Origin of the sequence: Pseudomonas sp. 22082, assembly GCF_052046055.1 — a bacterium.
Classification (GTDB): domain Bacteria; phylum Pseudomonadota; class Gammaproteobacteria; order Pseudomonadales; family Pseudomonadaceae; genus Aquipseudomonas; species Aquipseudomonas pharyngis.
This window is the reverse complement of sequence record NZ_JBQEQB010000001.1, coordinates 379,877-397,384: the sequence shown is the minus strand read 5'-3', so window position 1 is coordinate 397,384 and position 17,508 is coordinate 379,877. Positions and strand designations below refer to the sequence as shown.

Annotated in this window: 18 protein-coding genes and 1 pseudogene; 9 read left to right on the top strand and 10 right to left on the bottom strand. The window is 62.2% G+C overall.

The annotated features are described in order from the left end of the window. Positions 1-171: 171 nt before the first annotated feature. Positions 172-555 (bottom strand): DUF6124 family protein, encoded by a 384-nt coding sequence (locus ACTJK9_RS01935; RefSeq protein ID WP_440811681.1) that lies wholly within the window; start codon positions 553-555, stop codon positions 172-174. Between the two features lie 462 nt (positions 556-1,017). On the opposite strand from ACTJK9_RS01935, the gene ACTJK9_RS01930 reads away from it, so the two are divergent. From ACTJK9_RS01930 to ACTJK9_RS01915, 4 genes are all read left to right on the top strand, one after another. After that, the gene (locus tag ACTJK9_RS01930) at positions 1,018-1,449 is read left to right on the top strand and encodes a DNA methylase (RefSeq protein WP_440811679.1); all 432 of its coding nucleotides are present in this window, start codon (positions 1,018-1,020) and stop codon (positions 1,447-1,449) included. Then, positions 1,446-2,177 (top strand): DUF72 domain-containing protein, encoded by a 732-nt coding sequence (locus tag ACTJK9_RS01925; RefSeq protein WP_440811676.1) that lies wholly within the window; start codon positions 1,446-1,448, stop codon positions 2,175-2,177. Before ACTJK9_RS01930 ends, ACTJK9_RS01925 begins: the two co-directional genes overlap by 4 nt. Before the next feature lie 101 nt (positions 2,178-2,278). Next, positions 2,279-2,659, top strand: coding sequence for a RidA family protein (locus tag ACTJK9_RS01920; RefSeq protein ID WP_440811674.1), 381 nt, complete (start codon positions 2,279-2,281; stop codon positions 2,657-2,659). A 256-nt stretch (positions 2,660-2,915) separates the two neighbouring features. Continuing rightward, entirely contained in the window at positions 2,916-4,904 is a 1,989-nt protein-coding gene (locus ACTJK9_RS01915; RefSeq protein ID WP_085708386.1) for a peptidase U32 family protein, read from the top strand. 74 nt (positions 4,905-4,978) lie between these two features. On the opposite strand, the gene ACTJK9_RS01910 is transcribed toward ACTJK9_RS01915, so the two are convergent. After that, a complete protein-coding gene (locus ACTJK9_RS01910) occupies positions 4,979-6,289 on the bottom strand; it encodes an MFS transporter (RefSeq protein WP_085611848.1) in 1,311 nt (436 codons plus the stop codon). A 355-nt stretch (positions 6,290-6,644) separates the two neighbouring features. Here ACTJK9_RS01910 and ACTJK9_RS01905 point away from each other — a divergent pair, with 355 nt between their 5' ends. Continuing rightward, positions 6,645-7,670 (top strand): GlxA family transcriptional regulator, encoded by a 1,026-nt coding sequence (locus ACTJK9_RS01905; RefSeq protein WP_085611847.1) that lies wholly within the window; start codon positions 6,645-6,647, stop codon positions 7,668-7,670. Positions 7,671-7,691: 21 nt separating this feature from the next. Here ACTJK9_RS01905 and ACTJK9_RS01900 read toward each other — a convergent pair whose 3' ends face one another. After that, on the bottom strand, positions 7,692-8,756 hold the full coding sequence (locus ACTJK9_RS01900; protein WP_440811671.1) for an alpha/beta fold hydrolase: 1,065 nt from the start codon (positions 8,754-8,756) through the stop codon (positions 7,692-7,694). 210 nt (positions 8,757-8,966) lie between these two features. Then, the gene (locus ACTJK9_RS01895; RefSeq protein WP_041475233.1) at positions 8,967-9,161 is read right to left on the bottom strand and encodes a PLDc N-terminal domain-containing protein; all 195 of its coding nucleotides are present in this window, start codon (positions 9,159-9,161) and stop codon (positions 8,967-8,969) included. Between the two features lie 167 nt (positions 9,162-9,328). Between ACTJK9_RS01895 and ACTJK9_RS01890 the strand changes: the two are divergent. From ACTJK9_RS01890 to ACTJK9_RS01875, 4 genes and pseudogenes are all read left to right on the top strand, one after another. Further along, a pseudogene (locus ACTJK9_RS01890) lies at positions 9,329-10,165 on the top strand (AraC family ligand binding domain-containing protein). Positions 10,166-10,217: 52 nt separating this feature from the next. Further along, entirely contained in the window at positions 10,218-10,814 is a 597-nt protein-coding gene (locus tag ACTJK9_RS01885) for a LysE family translocator (protein ID WP_440811667.1), read from the top strand. Between the two features lie 105 nt (positions 10,815-10,919). Beyond that, positions 10,920-11,615: a tRNA (adenine(22)-N(1))-methyltransferase gene (locus ACTJK9_RS01880; RefSeq protein WP_440811663.1), complete on the top strand. Its 696-nt coding sequence runs from the start codon at positions 10,920-10,922 to the stop codon at positions 11,613-11,615. 54 nt (positions 11,616-11,669) lie between these two features. Beyond that, the gene (locus ACTJK9_RS01875; RefSeq protein WP_064595861.1) at positions 11,670-11,834 is read left to right on the top strand and encodes a DUF2986 domain-containing protein; all 165 of its coding nucleotides are present in this window, start codon (positions 11,670-11,672) and stop codon (positions 11,832-11,834) included. 27 nt (positions 11,835-11,861) lie between these two features. On the opposite strand, the gene ACTJK9_RS01870 is transcribed toward ACTJK9_RS01875, so the two are convergent. From ACTJK9_RS01870 to ACTJK9_RS01845, 6 genes are all read right to left on the bottom strand, one after another. Beyond that, positions 11,862-14,240: a DUF3772 domain-containing protein gene (locus ACTJK9_RS01870; RefSeq protein WP_440811660.1), complete on the bottom strand. Its 2,379-nt coding sequence runs from the start codon at positions 14,238-14,240 to the stop codon at positions 11,862-11,864. Positions 14,241-14,357: 117 nt separating this feature from the next. Then, a complete protein-coding gene (gene arsH / locus ACTJK9_RS01865) occupies positions 14,358-15,047 on the bottom strand; it encodes an arsenical resistance protein ArsH (RefSeq protein WP_221399514.1) in 690 nt (229 codons plus the stop codon). A gap of 11 nt (positions 15,048-15,058) precedes the next feature. Further along, positions 15,059-15,529, bottom strand: coding sequence for an arsenate reductase ArsC (locus ACTJK9_RS01860; protein ID WP_440811656.1), 471 nt, complete (start codon positions 15,527-15,529; stop codon positions 15,059-15,061). A gap of 9 nt (positions 15,530-15,538) precedes the next feature. After that, complete coding sequence (locus ACTJK9_RS01855) at positions 15,539-15,886, bottom strand: metalloregulator ArsR/SmtB family transcription factor (protein ID WP_085611839.1); 348 nt, start codon at positions 15,884-15,886, stop codon at positions 15,539-15,541. A gap of 118 nt (positions 15,887-16,004) precedes the next feature. Next, positions 16,005-16,625 carry a LysE family translocator gene (locus tag ACTJK9_RS01850; protein WP_440811652.1) on the bottom strand — a complete coding sequence of 207 codons (621 nt, stop codon included), beginning with the start codon at positions 16,623-16,625 and terminating at the stop codon, positions 16,005-16,007. Positions 16,626-16,668: 43 nt separating this feature from the next. Next, a complete protein-coding gene (locus ACTJK9_RS01845) occupies positions 16,669-17,136 on the bottom strand; it encodes a metallophosphoesterase family protein (RefSeq protein WP_440811650.1) in 468 nt (155 codons plus the stop codon). Positions 17,137-17,508 lie beyond the last annotated feature (372 nt).

Genomic DNA, 17,508 nt, shown 5'->3' with positions numbered 1-17,508 from the left:
GAGCATAATTGGGTTCTGTTGGATGTCCACCCGACGAGATTTGGGGGGCCGGATACTCACCGGCGCATGACCTGTGGGAGCTGGCCTGCCAGCNATTCAACACGGATGTTGTCTGATCGCACGTCATCGCTGGCAGGCCAGCTCCCACAGGATTTGGCGATGCTCGGCGGATTATTCCGTCGGCACGACGTTATCCAGCACCTGATTCACCGCCAGTTCCGCCAGCATCACGATCTGTGCGATGCCTTGTGCGGTTTTGCGGTGGGGGCCTTCGAGGGCGTCGACGAGGTTGTTGAGCATGACGTTGGCCGAGCCGAGAGTTTCGACGGCGTCGGCGAGTAGGGATTCGGTGTTGCTGGCCGGGTTGGCCTGGTAGAGGCGGTTGGGAACGTAGGGCGCGGCCATGATGTAAGGGGCGGGCGGGCCGAGGTAGTAGTTGAGGGCGCGTTCGGCGGCTTCGTTGAATTTTTTGGAGTCAGGGCATTCGTAGGGGGATGTTGGATTGGTGATGCTGGCCGGTTCGGTGACCGGGGGATTCGGCGTTACTTTGAACATTGAGTCTTCCTTCTATCAGTAGAGCTGCAACCATCTCGCTACTAAACGAAGGGGTGGCAGCTGTGCGCAAGTTAGTAGACCGGCAGAAGACTCAAACCCGGCGCATCCGAAGATGCCATGCGCACAGCCACCATCAAGACCAGGCGGACGCCTGATTGAATACGCTTGTGCAAACCGTAAGCCTTCTGAGCCGGGCTACTAAACCCGATCACTGCAAATCAGTGACCCGATCCAAGTTACCGGCCGACCCCAAGGCGCACAAGCCGGCGGATTCTGGCGTAGCGGTAGGCTCTGGCGCAAGGATTTGTAGGCATCCGGAAGCATTCCGACATGTCTTTAAACGGCGTGATTCAAGCCTGTTTATCAATCATCGCCCGACGAGGAGAAATCTGACGCGTTAAGCCCCAAAACCATTCGTCGCCAGCCCCGCACTCATCACGCCGCCCCTCGCTCAAAAGCTGCATGACCAAAACCATCAACGCCCAAGACTTGCACATCGACCTGCATCCGCTGAACGAATCAGCGCTGTTCAAATGGCTGCTCGCCAGTTTCCTGATGGGCAAACGCATCCAGGCCGACATCGCCGCCGAAGCCTACCGAGTGATCGTTGAACGACACCAGCGCGATACGCCGCGCAAACTCGGCCATTGCACCCACCGCGAGCTGGTGCGGATGCTCGGCCAGGCGCATTACGTGCGTTACGACGAAACCACCGCCGAACGCTTGCTGGTCCTGGCCGCCAAACTGAATCACGAGTACGCCGGTCAGGTAATGAACATGGTCGAGGCAAGCGCCGACCGCCAGGACTTCGAAAAGCGTTTGCAAGCCTTCGAAGGGATCGGCCCGAAAACCGTGGAAATCTTTATGCGCGAAGCGGGCAAGGTGCTGTTTTGAGTGTGCCGTCGATCTTCATCGGTTGCGCCGGCTGGAGCCTGCCCCGGCAGCACTGGCCGGCCTTTCCGGAGCAGGGCACTCATCTGCAACGTTATGCCGCGCTGCTCAATGGCGTGGAAATCAACAGCTCCTTCTACCGTCCGCACAAACGCCAAACCTACGCCCGATGGGCCGAGTCGGTGCCGGACGGGTTTCGTTTTTGCGTGAAAGTGCCCAAGTCGATCAGCCATGAGCGGCGTCTGCGGGACTGTGAACCTGAGCTCGACGCCTTTCTCGAGCAGTGTTCGGGACTCGGTGATCGCCTGGGTTGCCTGCTGCTGCAGTTGCCACCGTCGCTGGCGTTTGACGAACCGGTTGCCGAGGCGTTTTTCATCGGCTTGCGCCAGCGTTATTCCGGGGCCGTGGTGTTGGAGCCGCGCCACGAATCCTGGGCCGCCGCCGAACTGCTGTTGATGGCGTATCGCATCGCGCAAGCGGTGGTCGATCCCTCGCGAATCAGCACCGACACGGCTCCGTGCGGCTGGCCGGGCGTGCGCTACTGGCGGCTGCACGGTTCGCCACGGATTTATCACAGCCCCTACGACTCGGCGTATCTGGAAACGCTCGCCGGCGATTTGCAGGTGGCGGCTGTCGATGGCATCGACACCTGGTGCATTTTCGACAACACCGCCAGCGGCGCGGCACTCGGCAATGCGCTGGAACTGCGGCGGATACTGGCGCAGGGCTGACACACCGCGTCGGGACTTCCAACCGCCGACCGGGTCTGTAAACTGGCCGCCCGAAACGGCGCGCGATGGCGCCGTCCTCACTGCCAGCGAAGGACTTTCCCATGGCCAACCAAGACATCACCTACACCCCGGACCCGGATGCAGACTCGATCTCTTCGGACGTGACCGAATTCAACGGCATCCTGATGTCGACCCAGATTCCGACCCGTGCCGACGGCAGCCTGGAACTGGGCGATATCACCACGCAAAGCGAATGCACGTTGCAGGCGCTGAAAGTGGCGCTGGAAAAGGCCGGCAGCTCGATGGACCGCGTGCTGCACCTGACCATCTACCTGACCGACATGGCTGATCGCGCTGCGTTCAACGAAGTGTACAAGCGCTACTTCGCCAAGCCATGGCCGGTGCGTGCGGCGGTCGGCGTGGCGGCGCTGGCGGTTGAAGGGATGAAGGTGGAAGTGACTGCGATGGCCGCGAAGGCCTGATTCAGCCCTATGACACTTTTCCTGTGGGAGCGAGCCTGCTCCGGGCGGCGATCCGACGATAGCAGACTGTCAGTTGATAAAGATGTTGACTGATTCACCGCAATCGCGAGCAGGCTCGCTCCCACAGGGTTACGGGGTGTCCCCTGCAGGGACAGGGCCGAACCAAAGCTGCCACCCGGCAGCACAGGCGTGCCGGCCACGCGTTTCGCGGCTACAATGCGCGCCTCGACCGTGACAGCCTGACTAAAAACTATATATGTCCTTGCCCAAACATCACCTGGAACTGCTCAGCCCCGCCCGTGACGTGGCCATCGCCCGCGAGGCCATCCTGCATGGCGCCGACGCGGTGTACATCGGCGGTCCGAGCTTCGGTGCGCGACACAACGCGTGCAACGAGGTGAGCGAAATCGCCGAACTGGTGGAATTTGCCCGTCGTTATCACGCGCGCATCTTCACCACCATCAACACCATCCTGCACGACAACGAACTGGAGCCGGCGCGCAAGCTGATCCATCAGCTGTACGACGCCGGCGTCGATGCGCTGATCGTCCAGGACCTGGGCGTGATGGAGCTGGACATTCCACCCATCGAGCTGCACGCCAGCACCCAGACCGACATCCGTACCCTCGAGCGGGCCAAGTTCCTCGATCAGGCCGGTTTCTCGCAACTGGTACTGGCCCGTGAACTGAACCTCAAGGAAATCCGCGCGATCGCCGACGAAACCGATGCCGCCATCGAGTTCTTCATCCACGGCGCTTTGTGCGTGGCGTTTTCCGGTCAGTGCAACATTTCCCACGCGCAGACCGGGCGCAGTGCCAACCGTGGCGACTGCTCCCAGGCCTGCCGTCTGCCGTACACCCTCAAAGACGAGAAGGGTGGCGTGATCGCCTACGAAAAACACCTGTTGTCGATGAAAGACAACAACCAGAGCGCCAACATCCGCGCACTGGTCGAGGCCGGTGTGCGTTCGTTCAAGATCGAAGGTCGCTACAAGGACATGGGCTATGTGAAGAACATCACCGCCTATTACCGCCAGCGCCTCGACGACGTGCTCAACGACCGCCCGGACCTGGCTCGCGCTTCCAGCGGCCGCACCGCGCATTTCTTCATGCCGGACCCGGAAAAGACCTTCCACCGGGGCAGCACCGACTACTTCGTCAGCGAGCGCAAGATCGACATCGGCGCGTTCGATTCGCCGACCTTCACCGGTCTGGCGGTGGGCACGGTCGAGAAAGTCGGCAAGCGTGACATGCAGGTCATCACCCACGAGCCGCTGTCCAACGGCGACGGCCTCAACGTGCTGGTCAAGCGCGAAGTGGTGGGGTTCCGCGCCAACATCGCCGAAGCCAAGGGCGAGTTCGAGGAAGAAGGCGAGAAGCGCTACCGCTACCGCGTCGAGCCGAACGAAATGCCGGAAGGCCTGTACAAGCTGCGTCCGAACCACCCACTGAACCGCAACCTCGACCACAACTGGCAGCAGGCCTTGCTCAAGACCTCCGCCGAGCGTCGGATCGGCGTGAGCTGGCTGGCGAAGTTGCGTGAAGAGCGTCTGGAACTGACCGTGACCAGCGAAGAGGGCATCAGCGCCAGCGTCGCGCTGGACGGCCCGTTCGGCGTCGCCAACAAACCGGAACAGGCGCTGGACACCTTGCACGATCTGCTCGGTCAGCTCGGCACCACCGAGTACCACGCGACCTCGATCAAGCTGGATGCGCCGCAAGCGTTCTTCATCCCGAACTCGCAGCTCAAGTCGTTGCGCCGTGAAGTGATCGAAGCGCTGACCGCTGCCCGCGTTGCCGCTCATCCGCGCGGTTCGCGCAAGGCTGAGACCACGCCACCGCCGGTGTACCCGGAAGCGCACCTGTCGTTCCTGGCCAACGTCTACAACCAGAAGGCCCGCGACTTCTACCACCGTCACGGCGTGAAGCTGATCGATGCGGCGTACGAGGCCCACGAAGAGGCGGGCGAAGTGCCGGTGATGATCACCAAACACTGCCTGCGGTTCTCCTTCAACCTGTGCCCGAAACAGGCCAAAGGCGTGACCGGTGTGAAAACCAAGGTCGCGCCGATGCAGCTGATTCACGGCGACGAAGTGCTGACCCTGAAGTTCGACTGCAAACCGTGCGAGATGCACGTGATCGGCAAGATGAAGGGCCACATCCTGAACCTGCCGCAGCCGGGCAGTGTGGTGGGGCATATCAGCCCTGAGGATCTGATGAAGACGATCCCGCGCGCGCCGCACTGATTCAGAGGCTGCTGTGCGATAAATAAAAAAAACCGGTGACGAAAGTCACCGGTTTTTTTATGCCTGCCAGAAACTCAACTGGCTTCGTAGCGCGATCCTGTCTGCGGCGCCGCTTCGCCACTCAACGCATCGACCATCGGCGGATGCTCCTGCGCCGCCTGGCGCAGATCCTCGGTCACCCGCAGTTCGGCGCCAGTTGGCGAGAAGGTCGCCGCTGCTGCGAACGGCGCCGGATTGGCCGGCACCGGACGCTTGCCGCGACGCCAGAAGAAGAACGTCACCATGCTCAGGTTGACCAGCGCGAAGGCCCAGAACAAGCCGGTTTCGCCGTGAGCGTTCATCGCCGGGGAGATCAGCAGCGGGCTCATCGCCGAGCCCAGCGAATTGATCAGCAGCATGCCCTGAATCATCGGTACCAAGGTTTCCACCGGCGCCCGGTCGGCAGCGTGGCTGACCGCAACCGGGTACAACGCGAACACGCCGCCGCCCAGCAGGAACAGCATCGCCGCGAGCATGGCCGAGGACAGCGGCACCAGCACGATCACCAGCGACAGCACCGTGCACGCGGCGCACAGCACGGTCAGCACTTGCAGGCGATCCTTGCGGTCGGACCAGCGCCCGACCGGGTATTGCAGCAGCATCGCGCCGAGGATTGTCCAGGCCATCATGCTGCCGACTTCGCCGACGTTCAGGCCGATGCGTTGCAGGTACAGCGGCAGCAGGGTGTAGATCGCCGCGATGGTCACGCCGGAGCCGAAGCACCCGACCAGTCCGGTGGGCGACACACCCAGCAGCGCCCGTGGCTTGAGCGGTTCGACCTGTTCAAGCAGCGGTGAAACCCGCGGCAGGATCACGATCGGCAGCACCGACAGGGTCGCGAGCATGCCGGCGACCATGAACGGCGCGGTGTCGCCCAGCCCGGTGATTTTTCCCAAAAACGCCTGACCCAGCACGCCGGCGCCGTAGAGAACGATCATGTACAGCGCCAGCAGGCGGCCGCGAATCTTCGCGTCACCGGCCAGCAGCAGCCAGCTCTCGATCACCAGAAATACACCGACCGTGGCCCAGCCGTTGATCAGGCGCAGGACGACCCAGCCCCAGGTGTCATAAAACAGCCCTTGCAGCAGGATGGTCGCGGCGATGAGCGAGGCGAAGCTGCTGTAGGCGCGGATATGGCCGATGCGCAGGATCAGCCGGTCGTTGAAGATCGCGCCCAGGGTCAGGCCGATGAAATAGGCCGAGGACACGATGCCGATCATCGTCGCCGATTCGCCGGCAGCGCCCAGGCGCAGGGTGGTCAAAGAAGACAGAAAGCCGTTGCCCAGGGCAACAATGAATAGCCCGAGCAGGGGCGCCAGCGCCATGGCCAGCAAACGCGGTGTCATAAAAACCTCAAGTGATCGAACAGCGGAACGTGCGCCTCTGCGCATGCGAGTGCCAAGCCGAAGTGTGTTGAAGACAAACGACCGCCGAACGGGCAGGGCGATTGAGCCTGGCGCACTTCGTGAAAGTGGCCGGCTGTTCAAACCTGAGGGTTGTCATGGCTGCGGGCAGGCGCCGTTCGGGCGACTGCAAGAGGAGGCGCGATTTTAAGCCTTGTGTGGCGTTTGCCAAGGTGCCGGGCCTGCGACGTTGGGACGCAGGCTCGCTGGTATCAGCAGCGACCGCACTGACGTGCTTGCGTCGTTCGCGAGTAATTTGCTGCGGCGCCGGTTAGCATGGCGGCATAACAACGAAACGATGGACCCCACCTTGATCGAACGACGCCAATTCAGCGGTGGCATGAAGGGCAAGAACCTTCGCTACCTGAACGAGCCCGCCAGCGGGCCGGGACGCATGACCCGCACCGGGTTTGTGCTGCTGGAGCATTTTTCCCTGCCGGCCTTCACCCAGGCGCTGGACACCCTGGTCACCGCCAATCTGCTGCGCCCCGGTCTGTTTTCCACGCGCACCTTCGGCCTCAGCGACGGCGAAGTGATCAGCGATCTGGGGCTGGTGATTCGCCCGGACTCGCGTCTGGAAACCAGCGTGTTGCAGGAGCTGGATCTGCTGGTGATCTGCGGCGGTTACCGCACGGAATTGAAGGCGAGCGATGAGCTCATCAACCTGCTGAAGATGGCCGCCGAGGCCGGCGTGATACTGGCCGGGTTGTGGAACGGCGCGTGGTTCCTGGGCCGGGCAGGGGTGCTGGAAGGCTATCGCTGTGCGATTCACCCGGAGCATCGGCCGGCGCTGGCGGAGATTTCCAAGGCGACCCAGGTCAGCAGCGAACCCTACGTAATCGACCGCGACCGGTTGACCGCGTCCAGTCCGTCCGGCGCGTTCCACATGGCGCTGGACTGGATCAAGGGCCTGCACGACAAGGCGCTGGTCGAAGGCATCGAAGACATTCTGGCGTTCGAGGAATCGCGTTACCGGCGGATCAAACCGACCGAGAACCTCTGCGTCAGCGCGCCGTTGCGTGAAGTGGTGAAGCTGATGGACGCCAATCTGGAGGAACCGCTGGAGCTGGAACAACTGGCGGTGTATGCCGGGCGTTCCCGGCGTCAACTGGAGCGGCTGTTCAAGGAACAACTGGGCACCACGCCGCAGCGTTATTACATGGAACTGCGCATCACCGAGGCTCGGCGCCTGCTGCAACACACCGAGCTGTCCCAAGTGGACGTGCTGGTGGCCTGCGGATTCGTTTCGCCGAGCCATTTCAGCAAGTGCTACAGCGCCTATTTCGGTTATCGCCCGTCCAAAGAAAAACGGCTCGTCAAATGACGAGCCGTTTGGCGTGCGGCTTCAGAGGTGATCGGCGTCAATGATCGCCTGAGCGAAGGCTTTCGGGTCTTCCTGCGGCAGGTTGTGACCGATGCCGCCGTCGATCAGGCGGAACTGGTATTTGCCGGTGAAGCGCTTGGCGTAGTCCTCGGGCGCCGGGTGCGGCGCGCCGTTGGCATCGCCTTCCAGGGTAATGGTCGGCACGCTGATCGACGGTGCGGTGGCGAGTTTCTGTTCCAGTGCCTCGTACTGGCTTTCACCTTGCACCAGGCCCAAACGCCAGCGGTAGTTGAACACGGTGATCGCGACGTGATCGGGGTTCTGCAACGCCTTGGCGCTGCGGTCGAAGGTGGCGTCGTCGAACGCCCATTTCGGTGACGCCAGTTGCCAGATCAGCTTGGCGAAATCATGGGTGTTCTTGGTGTAACCCGCCTCACCACGGTCAGTGGCGAAGTAGAACTGATACCACCATTGCAGTTCGGCCTTGGGCGGCAGCGGGTTCTTGCCGGCGGCCTGATTGCCGATCAGGTAACCGCTCACCGAGACCAGCGCCTTGACCCGCTCCGGCCACAGCGCCGAAACGATGTCTGCCGATCGCGCGCCCCAGTCGTAGCCACCGAACACGGCTTGCTTGATCTTCAGCGCATCCATGAAATCGATCACGTCACTGGCCAGCGCCGCCGGCTGACCGTTGCGCACGGTCTTGTCGGACAGGAAATGCGTCTCGCCATAACCCCGGGCATACGGCATCAGCACCCGATAACCCTTGGCCGCCAGCAGCGGCGCAACGTCGTCGTAGCTGTGAATGTCGTACGGCCAGCCGTGCAGCAGAATCACCACTGGGCCATTGGCCGGGCCGGTTTCGGCGTAGGCCACGTCCAGCAGGCCAGCCTTCACGTGTTTCAGCGGGCCGAAGGGCAGATCGGCCTTGACGCTGGCGGCTGCGGTCTTGACTGGATCGGGCGTTGCGGTTTGTGCCTGGGCGAGCGCGCCGAATTGCAGCAGCGCAGTCGCAAGAATCGACAAGCCCAACAGGCGACGACGGTTTTTCCCAGTAGTGACGGTGGCGTGTGGTGCGTGCTTCATGGCAAGTCTCCTTATGATCGGCGAGGGCCGGGTTCTGGCCGAACCCTTCGAATCTGGAGCCCATTAAAGACTGGCCACGTATCTGCGCTGTTTCCGTTTTCGTCATCTGATGCCCAGGCATGTATCCGGGCGGCATTCGTACACACTGGGATACAAACCAGCGGCCAACAAAAAGCCCCGAATGTTCGGGGCTCTTGCTTGCCTTGGGCTTCAGGCCTGCGTGACGTGCTTGGGCCCGGCCAGCGCCCAGGCGATCAGCCCGAACAGCGGCACAAACACGATCAATACGATCCAGACGCCTTTGTTGCTGGCTTTCCCCTCACTCTTGCGCACCCGGTTGATCGCCCACAATTCGATGAGCAAAAGCACGACGGCCAGTACGATCCACGTGGTTTCAATTTGCATGAGCTACCTCCTGATGGTCTTTGGCTTAGGCGGGCCGTGACACTCAGGGTTCATTAAATTTGCTGGATGGCCTGCCTGGCTCACGTGCACAAATGTTCTAAACCCATCGGCAAAGTCGCGGTAACGTAGACGTCCTTGACGAACAACCACTGCCTTCGGAGCCTTGCGTGGACAAACGCAACTGGATCGACTTGTCTCAGGATGCCGACACCGGGATCGAGTCGATTCGTGCCCATTTCTAGGGCCACGCCTACGATCCGCACTGGCACGACAGCTTTCTGGTGGGCGTCACCGAGCAGGGTGTGCAGCAGTTTCATTGCCGGCGCGTGCGCCATCTGAGTACGCCGGGCAAGATTTTCATGCTGGAACCGGGTGAGATCCACGACGGGCACGCGCCGACGGAGGAGGGTTTCACCTATTCCATGCTCTACCTCGACCCGCACTGGCTGGAGCGCGAATTGCGCGTGCTGTTCGAGCATGCGCCGGACAACAGCCAGCTCGGGTTCACCGATACCCTGAGTCAGGATTCGCGCCTGTCCACGGCCATCAATCAGGCCTTCAACGCCCTGCATCACGGCGACTTGCGCATCGTGCGCCAGACCGCCATCGACACCTTGCTCGGTTCGCTGACGTCCCACCTCGACTGGCGAAAGCGCCAGCCGTTCGATCCGCGCCTGCCACGGGTGGCCCAGGTGGCGCGGGACTATCTGCATGCGCATGCCTTCGAAGACATCGGGCTGGACGACCTGGCCCAGACCTGCGGGGTCGATCGCTTTCGTCTGACCCGTGCATTCAAGGCCGCTTTCGGACTGGCGCCGCATGCCTATCTGATTCAGCTGCGGCTGGCCCGCGCCCGGCAGTTGCTGGCGCGCGGCGAAACACCCGCCACCGTCGCCAGCGCCCTCGGTTTCGCCGATCAAAGCCATCTCGGGCGCTGGTTCCGCCGCGCCTATCACCTGACGCCGGCGGACTACCGCAAGCGCTGCTCAAACCTTCCAGACTGAACCCCCGCGCAACCGCGACCATGGCCTCCTGTTTTGATTCGGGAGTCCTGTCATGGAATCGTTGCTGCCTTTTCTGCTGTTTTCCTTCGTCGCCTCGATCACCCCGGGGCCGACCAATATTCTGGTGATGAGCCACAGTTCGCGGCGCGGTCTGACGGCCACCGTGCCGATCATCTTCGGTGCGTGTGTGTCGGCGGCGCTGGTGGTGTTGGTGTTCGGACTCGGCGTGGGGGAAACCTTGCTCTGTTATCCGCGAGTACAGCAGGCCATGGCTTGGGCCGGGGTGTTGTGGCTGAGCTGGCTGGCGTGGCAGATCTTTCGCAGCACACCGCCATCGTTGGAGTCTTCAACGTCGAGTGACGAAGGCTTCAACGTATTCGGCGCCGCCGGCCTGCAATTGATCAACCCCAAGGTGTGGATGATGGCCGTGGCGGTGGTGAGTGTGTTTGGCGGCAACGGCGACGACAGCGCGCGGATGCTGCTGTTGTCGGCGGTTTTTCTAATGGTCTGCCTGCCGTGCATGACGGCGTGGGCGCTGCTGGGCGTGGGCAGTGCGCGGTTTTTTGGCTCGCCACGGGCATTGCGGCGCATGAATGCCGGGCTGGCGTTTTTGTTGTTGCTGTCGGCCTGGTTGGCGGTGTTGGTGTAGCCGGCGCGTTTGGTCACATAAATTTGAATTGCCCGCCGTTGCCCCCCAGAATCGCGCCCCGATCCGGCCACCAGCGCCGGGCGTTCAGAGTGAAAGGGGTTGCGGTTGAACGAACAGACATTGTCCATGCGCCTGGAGCGGGTGGCGGCGCACGTGCCCGCCGGTGCGCGGCTGGCCGATATCGGCTCGGATCACGGCTACCTGCCGGTGGCCCTGATGCGCCGTGGCGCGATCGCGGCGGCGGTGGCGGGCGAGATGGCCGAGACGCCGTTCCGTTCGGCGCAACGCACCGTGCGCGACAACGATCTTGAGCAGCAGATCACCGTGCGTCTGGCCAATGGCTTGATGGCCGTCGAACCGGCAGACGGGATCACGGCAATTACCGTATGCGGCATGGGCGGTGAAACCATCCGCGACATCCTCGAAGCCGGCAAGGCGCGCCTGAGCGGTCGCGAACGCCTGATCCTGCAACCCAACGGCGGCGAGCAACCGCTGCGCCAATGGCTGATGGACAACGACTACCGAATCCTCTGTGAGGAAATCCTGCGGGAGAACCGCTTCGACTACGAAATCATCGTGGCCAAGCGCGGCGAGCCGGTGACGTATACCGCCGAGGAACTGTACTTCGGCCCGCTGCAATTGCAGGCGCGCAGTCCGGCGTTTGTCAGCAAGTGGCAGCACCGGCTGCGGCACAAGCAGCAGACGCTGGCGCACTTTGGACGGGCTCGGCATGCCGTTTGTGAACACAAGGTGCAGGAGCTGACGCAGCAGGTGCGGTGGATTACTGACGTGCTGGGGTGAAGCAGGCCCAACGCTGATATCATCCAACAACTTTCAAGCAGGCCAAAAAACACCATGAACCGTCAGAAAAAACTGCAACAGCTCTTCAAGGAAAAATCCAGAAAGGCCAACGCCAAACTGGCACCCAAGAGCAACAAGCCGAAGTACATCAGCAAGGCGGATCGCTTGAAGCTCGAGGCGCAAGCGGCTCCAGAGTCGATTGAAACCCCTGAGGCTTGATCAAGCTGGCGCGCAGCAGGTTTTACCTCAGGTACTCGGCGGTTTCGCCAGCTCGATCCCCGCCGCCCCCAGCCGCTTGAGAATCTCGAACAGCAAATCACTCTTGGTCGTCCCGACAATCCTCGGGCTCGCCACATACCCGGTCACCGTCAACGTAATCCCGTCCGGCGTCAGCTTGCTGAAGCGCACGAACGGTGCCGGTTTTTCGAGGATGGTTTCGTGTTCCTTGTAGGTGTCGAACAGCAGGTTCTGCACCTGTTCGGGGTCGATGTCCAGCGGGAACATCAGCTCCAGCGTCGCCACGCCCTGGGCGCTGCCGCCGAGGGTGACATTGCGCAGGTTCTGCGAGATCAGTTGCGAGTTGGGCACGATCACGATCGAGCGGTCACTGAGCTGGATTTCGGTGGCGCGCACGTTGATCCGGCGGATGTCGCCCTCGACGCCGCTGATGCTGATCAGGTCGCCGACCTTGACCGGGCGTTCGGTGAGCAGGATCAGGCCGGAGACGAAGTTCTTCACGATCTCCTGCAAGCCGAAGCCGATGCCCACCGACAGGGCGCTGACGATCCACGCCAGATTGGTCCATTGCACCCCCAGCGATGACAGGGTCAGCAGGATCACCACCGCATAACCGATGTTGGAAAACAGCGTGCTGAGCGAGGCGCACATGCCCGGGTCCATGTCGGTCTTGGGCAGGAACTCGTTGTCGAGCCAGCGGCGCAGGGCGCGGATCAGGTAGATGCCGATCAGCAGCGCCAGCATCGCGTTGAGCAAGTGGCCGGGGACGATGTTCAGCTTGCGCAGGCCGGCGCCGCCGAGGATCGTGCCGATGTTGTTGGCCAGTTGGCCCAGGGTGGTGCCGATCCCGCCGACGAACAGGGTGATGACCGCCAGCAGCAACAGCGCGGCTCGACCGAAACCGGCCAGCAGGGTCGAGGCTTGTTCGAGTCGCCGGTCGCCGACGCCCAGCAGTTGTTTCAGCGCCTTGCCGCTGGAGTGGCGGGGCGAGAAGAAGTACTCGCAGCTGTCCTTGAGCAGCTGCATCAGCAGGTAAAACCCGGAAAACACGATAAACGCCCACACCAGTTCATAGGTGATGAACCGCGCCAGCGATACGTAACCCGTGAGCAGGACGCCGAACGACAGCACCATCGCCAAGGTGGCAACGGTGTAAACCACCCCGGCGAAGGCATTGCCCGCCACTTGGCTGTCTCCGGCTGCGGCCAGTGTTTTGCGCACCCTGCCGACGCGCATCAGCAGCGTGGTGACGATACCCAGCACCGCCAGCGCAATGATGCCCCGGCCTGCGAGCACAATCTGACTGCTCATGCCGGCGGCATTGCTGACTTGCACCGCCGTCACCAGCACCAGCAGCGTCGCGGCGAGAATCCGCGCGTAGGGATGCAGCGCGAGCGCCACCGGGTCAGCCACCGCCGGCAGTCGCCAGGACGGGTGCTCGGTCGAGAGCAACGCGCGGCTGAGCCCTGTGATCAGCACGCAGGCATAAACCACTTTCCCGAACTCATCGGAAAATGTCGCCAGCATCGGCGGCAACGGCACGTGACGGGTGCAGGCGTAATAGAGCAGTTGCAGGGCGATGGCGGTGGTCGCGAGAGTCGCCAGCGCCGAGGCGAACGCCAGCGAACTGCGGCGCAGTCGACCCTCCGGCATGCGGTGAATGCACACCCACGCCAGCCAGCGGTCGGCCAGCCGCCGACCCAGCGTCCAGACGACGAAGGCCAGCACCACCAGCAGGGCGGTGTAAAAGCGCTGACCCGGTTGCCAGGCTTCGGCGCCGGTCTGTTGCACCTGATCGACGAAAAGCCTCAGACGCTGGCGGTCATCCGCCGACGGATTGACAAGGGGAGCCCAGAAGCCGGGATTCAGAATGCTGTGGGTGCTGAGCGTCAGTTCGCTTTCGAGCAACGTGCGGCGGATACCGGCGATCTGGGTGATCAGCTCCGTGGCGTTTTGCTTGAGGGTGGCGAGGTTCTTCAACGCCGTATCGACTTTGGTTTTCTGCTCGATCAACGTCGCCCGTTGCGCCGCGATATCGGCTTGTTCGGCGGCGACCGCTTCGGCCGGCGCGGCACCGAGTACGCCCAGTTGCACGGTCAGTTGCGCCTGCTGCGGCAACAGCGACGCGGACAGCCGATCGATGTCCAGAATGAACGTCTGCACCCGGTCCTGCGGGCCTTCGAGCTGGTTGTAATTGTTGGCGGACGAGATCTCCTGCTTGAGGCCGTCGAGGCGCAGTTGAAGGGCTTGCAGATCGCTTTGCGTGACGCCGGGGAGCGGGGCGCCGACATCGGGCGTGCCGGGCAGGTCGGCGGCCGACACCATCAAGACACCCGGACAGAGCAGCGTCAGGGTGATGAACATCAATGACTTCAATGCATTACGCATGGGACTGGGCGATTCCGGTTGATCACACAAACATTGAGGTTAGGTGATGGGGCCGGAGGGCGCGGAAAAGTTTCGGTGACCCGGGCGACGGGCCACCGTTCGCGGCGTTGCGGTTATTCAGATCGACCGCTGATTGACCCGCTGCATCAATTCCTCCGCCGATTCCTTGCGCTCGGAATAGCGATCCACCAGATCCGGGCGATCACGCAGCAACAGCGTGAATTTCACCAGTTCTTCCATCACGTCCACCACCCGGTCGTACAGCGCCGACGGTTTCATGCGGTTGCCTTCGTCGAATTCCAGATAAGCCTTGGGCACCGATGACTGATTGGGGATGGTGAACATGCGCATCCAGCGGCCCAGTACGCGCAGTTGATTGACCACGTTGAACGACTGCGAACCGCCGCAGACCTGCATCACCGCGAGGGTCTTGCCCTGGGTCGGACGCACCGCGCCGAGGGCCAGCGGCACCCAGTCGATCTGCGCCTTGAACACCGCCGACATGGCGCCGTGGCGTTCCGGGGAGCACCAGACCTGGCCTTCCGACCATTGCATCAGTTCGAGCAGTTCCTGGACTTTCGGGTGATCGCCCGGCGCATCGTCCGGCAGCGGCAGACCCGAAGGGTTGAAGATTCGTGTCTCGGCACCGAAGTGCTCCAGCAGGCGGGCGGCTTCTTCGACCAGCAAACGGCTGAAGGAGCGCGGGCGGGTCGAGCCGTAAAGCAGCAGGATGCGCGGCTTGGGCGCGTCTTCGTCACGCGTGGTTGTTTGAACCAGTGAAGGGTCGAGGTTGGGCAGGTCGGTCATGTCGGCTCCGGTTACAGCGTGCTGATGCGGTCGAGCTCGCGCTTGAGGGCATCACGGTCAAGTTGGGCGAAGGGCAGGGCGAGGAAGGCTCGGCAGCGGGTTTCGATGCGGGCGAGGGTGGCGCGGAAGGCGGCATCGATGGTCCGTTCATCGCCGACCACATCCGATGGATCTTCCAGCCCCCAATGAGCTTTAAGGGCCGGGCCGAAGTACACCGGACAGACTTCACCGGCGGCCTTGTCGCACACGGTGATGACGATGTCCGGCGGGTTGTCTTCGAAGGCCTCGTTGCCCTTGCTGCTCAACCCGGCGATGGAAATGCCGGCTGCCTGCAACGTGGTCAGGCTGCGCGGCAGCACCTGGCCCTTGGGGAAACTGCCGGCACTGACCGCTTCGAAACCGGCCGGCGCCAGATGGTTGAACATCGCCTCCGACAGGATGCTGCGGCAGCTGTTGGCGGTGCACATGAATAGAACGCGCATTTTCGATCCTCAGCAGCAGGCAGACGTATTGAGCGGGCGATCGCCCATGGCCGCCAGCCGTGCGCTGTTTTCTTCCAGCCAGGCGGTGTTGGCAGCGAGCGTGGTTTCAAGCAGCGTGCGAATCCATGCCGGCAAATCAGGGTTGAGCCGGTAATAAACCCACTGGCCTTGACGGCGATCCAGCAACAGACCGCAGGTGCGCAATTGCGCGAGATGGCGGGAGATTTTCGGCTGACTGTCGTCCAGCGCGCAGACCAGTTCGCAGACACACAACTCACCCTCACGGGTGATCAGCAGCGTGGCCCGGGCGCGGGTTTCGTCGGCGAGGCATTTGAAAACGGAAGCGGGGGTGAGCATGACGAGGTCTTCAGTACATATGGTTGTCCGAATATACGGATATCCATATGTGTTGGGCAAGTCTGGAGTTTGATGACGGTGGCAGCTCTCGACCCAAGATTTGTTTAGCGCAGGCGCTTCAACGCTTGCTGAACGCCAACCGCGCAGCAAACAACACGAAAATCATCCCGGTGGTGCGATCCATCCAGCGAATCACCTTTTCGCGCCGCAGAAACCCGGACAACGGCTGCGTCGCGCCAATCAACGCCAGCGACCAGATCAGCCCGAGCACCACATGAATGCTCACCAGCCCGAACGTCCACGGCACCAGCGGCTGACCTTGCGGAATGAACTGCGGCAGGAACGACACGTAGAAAATCCCGATCTTCGGATTCAGCACATTCCCCAGCATGCCCTTGAAAAACCAGTTCGCCCCCGGCTTGCCGTCGGCTTCGGCCGGTGCCAGCGAGCGGCGAGGGCGCAGCAGCATGTTCAACCCCAGCCACGCCAGATACGCCGCGCCGCAATACTTCAACAGGTTGTAGGCCAGCTCCGACACCGCAATCAACGCCCCCAACCCAAACGCCACCGCTGCGCCCCACAACAGACAACCGGCATTGATCCCCAACGCTGCACGCAACGCCTGCTGCTTGCCTTCGACGGTGGCGGTGCGCAGCACCAGCGCGGTGTCGAGACCGGGCGTCAGGGTCAACAGCGTGGCGGCGAGGGTGAAGGCGAGGAGGTTGTCGGCGATGGACATGGTGCGTGGGTTCCCTGTTCTGGATGCGGGAACGGTAGCGGTTTCAGGCGGGGGGATCCAGCAGGGAAATCAGGCGCGGTTCGATGCGGTCGGGTTGTATCTCGAGGATCGCCAGCGTCACCGGCAATTTGAAACGCCGAGGGCCGGCGCTGCCGGGGTTCACGTAAAGACGGTCATCGCGCCATTCGATGCGGGGTTTGTGGGAGTGGCCGGTGATGATGAGCTTGATGCCCGGATCGAGATCGGCGGGGACGTCGGCGATGTCGTGGACGAGGAGGGTTGGCCAGCCGTTGAGGGTGAAGGTCAGGAGGTCGGGGAGGTTTTCGGCCCATGGGCTGTTGAGGTCGTTGTTGCCGCGCACGGCGTGGACCGGGGCGATTTTGGCCAGTTGGGCGAGGACGTCCGCGTTGCCGATGTCGCCGGCGTGGATGATCTGGTCACAGCCCTGGAGCGCGGCGAGGGCTTCGGGGCGGAGGAGGTTGTGGGTGTCGGAGATTAGGGCGGTTTTCATGTGGGTTCTCCGTTGGTGGTTCGGCGCCTAGCAATGTTGCTGGGAGCGAACTTGCGCTTTATTCGGTCTAGGCCGCCGCATCATACCTGGGCATCAGGATTCAGGCAGGGATGTATTTCCGAGGTCGGCCGTTCATGTGTAAGTTATTGATCGGGGGATCCAGAAGCGTCCACTTCTAGCGTGAAGCCATGACCGCAAATCACTTATTTCTTTACCTGTATTCATGCTGCGGATATGTTGCTGGCAAAAGGATATTAAATATTCGAGTCTCAAGGAAAGGCGCTCAAAGTGATCACTCGACTGGCTCACCCATCTCCATCCCTCCCTGATCTTTGTCACTCTAGCAAGCCAAGCTTAGCAATCGTTTTGTCC

Excerpts from the sequence above, each read along its gene's own strand:
- ACTJK9_RS01935 (WP_440811681.1), bottom strand. The coding sequence starts at position 555 with ATGTTCAAAGTAACGCCGAATCCCCCGGTCACCGAACCGGCCAGCATC.
- ACTJK9_RS01930 (WP_440811679.1), top strand. The coding sequence starts at position 1,018 with ATGACCAAAACCATCAACGCCCAAGACTTGCACATCGACCTGCATCCG.
- ACTJK9_RS01920 (WP_440811674.1), top strand. The coding sequence starts at position 2,279 with ATGGCCAACCAAGACATCACCTACACCCCGGACCCGGATGCAGACTCG.
- ACTJK9_RS01915 (WP_085708386.1), top strand. The coding sequence starts at position 2,916 with ATGTCCTTGCCCAAACATCACCTGGAACTGCTCAGCCCCGCCCGTGAC.
- ACTJK9_RS01910 (WP_085611848.1), bottom strand. The coding sequence starts at position 6,289 with ATGACACCGCGTTTGCTGGCCATGGCGCTGGCGCCCCTGCTCGGGCTA.
- ACTJK9_RS01905 (WP_085611847.1), top strand. The coding sequence starts at position 6,645 with ATGGACCCCACCTTGATCGAACGACGCCAATTCAGCGGTGGCATGAAG.
- ACTJK9_RS01900 (WP_440811671.1), bottom strand. The coding sequence starts at position 8,756 with ATGAAGCACGCACCACACGCCACCGTCACTACTGGGAAAAACCGTCGT.
- ACTJK9_RS01895 (WP_041475233.1), bottom strand. The coding sequence starts at position 9,161 with ATGCAAATTGAAACCACGTGGATCGTACTGGCCGTCGTGCTTTTGCTC.
- ACTJK9_RS01885 (WP_440811667.1), top strand. The coding sequence starts at position 10,218 with ATGGAATCGTTGCTGCCTTTTCTGCTGTTTTCCTTCGTCGCCTCGATC.
- ACTJK9_RS01875 (WP_064595861.1), top strand. The coding sequence starts at position 11,670 with ATGAACCGTCAGAAAAAACTGCAACAGCTCTTCAAGGAAAAATCCAGA.
- ACTJK9_RS01870 (WP_440811660.1), bottom strand. The coding sequence starts at position 14,240 with ATGCGTAATGCATTGAAGTCATTGATGTTCATCACCCTGACGCTGCTC.
- arsH (WP_221399514.1), bottom strand. The coding sequence starts at position 15,047 with ATGACCGACCTGCCCAACCTCGACCCTTCACTGGTTCAAACAACCACG.
- ACTJK9_RS01860 (WP_440811656.1), bottom strand. The coding sequence starts at position 15,529 with ATGCGCGTTCTATTCATGTGCACCGCCAACAGCTGCCGCAGCATCCTG.
- ACTJK9_RS01855 (WP_085611839.1), bottom strand. The coding sequence starts at position 15,886 with ATGCTCACCCCCGCTTCCGTTTTCAAATGCCTCGCCGACGAAACCCGC.
- ACTJK9_RS01850 (WP_440811652.1), bottom strand. The coding sequence starts at position 16,625 with ATGTCCATCGCCGACAACCTCCTCGCCTTCACCCTCGCCGCCACGCTG.
- ACTJK9_RS01845 (WP_440811650.1), bottom strand. The coding sequence starts at position 17,136 with ATGAAAACCGCCCTAATCTCCGACACCCACAACCTCCTCCGCCCCGAA.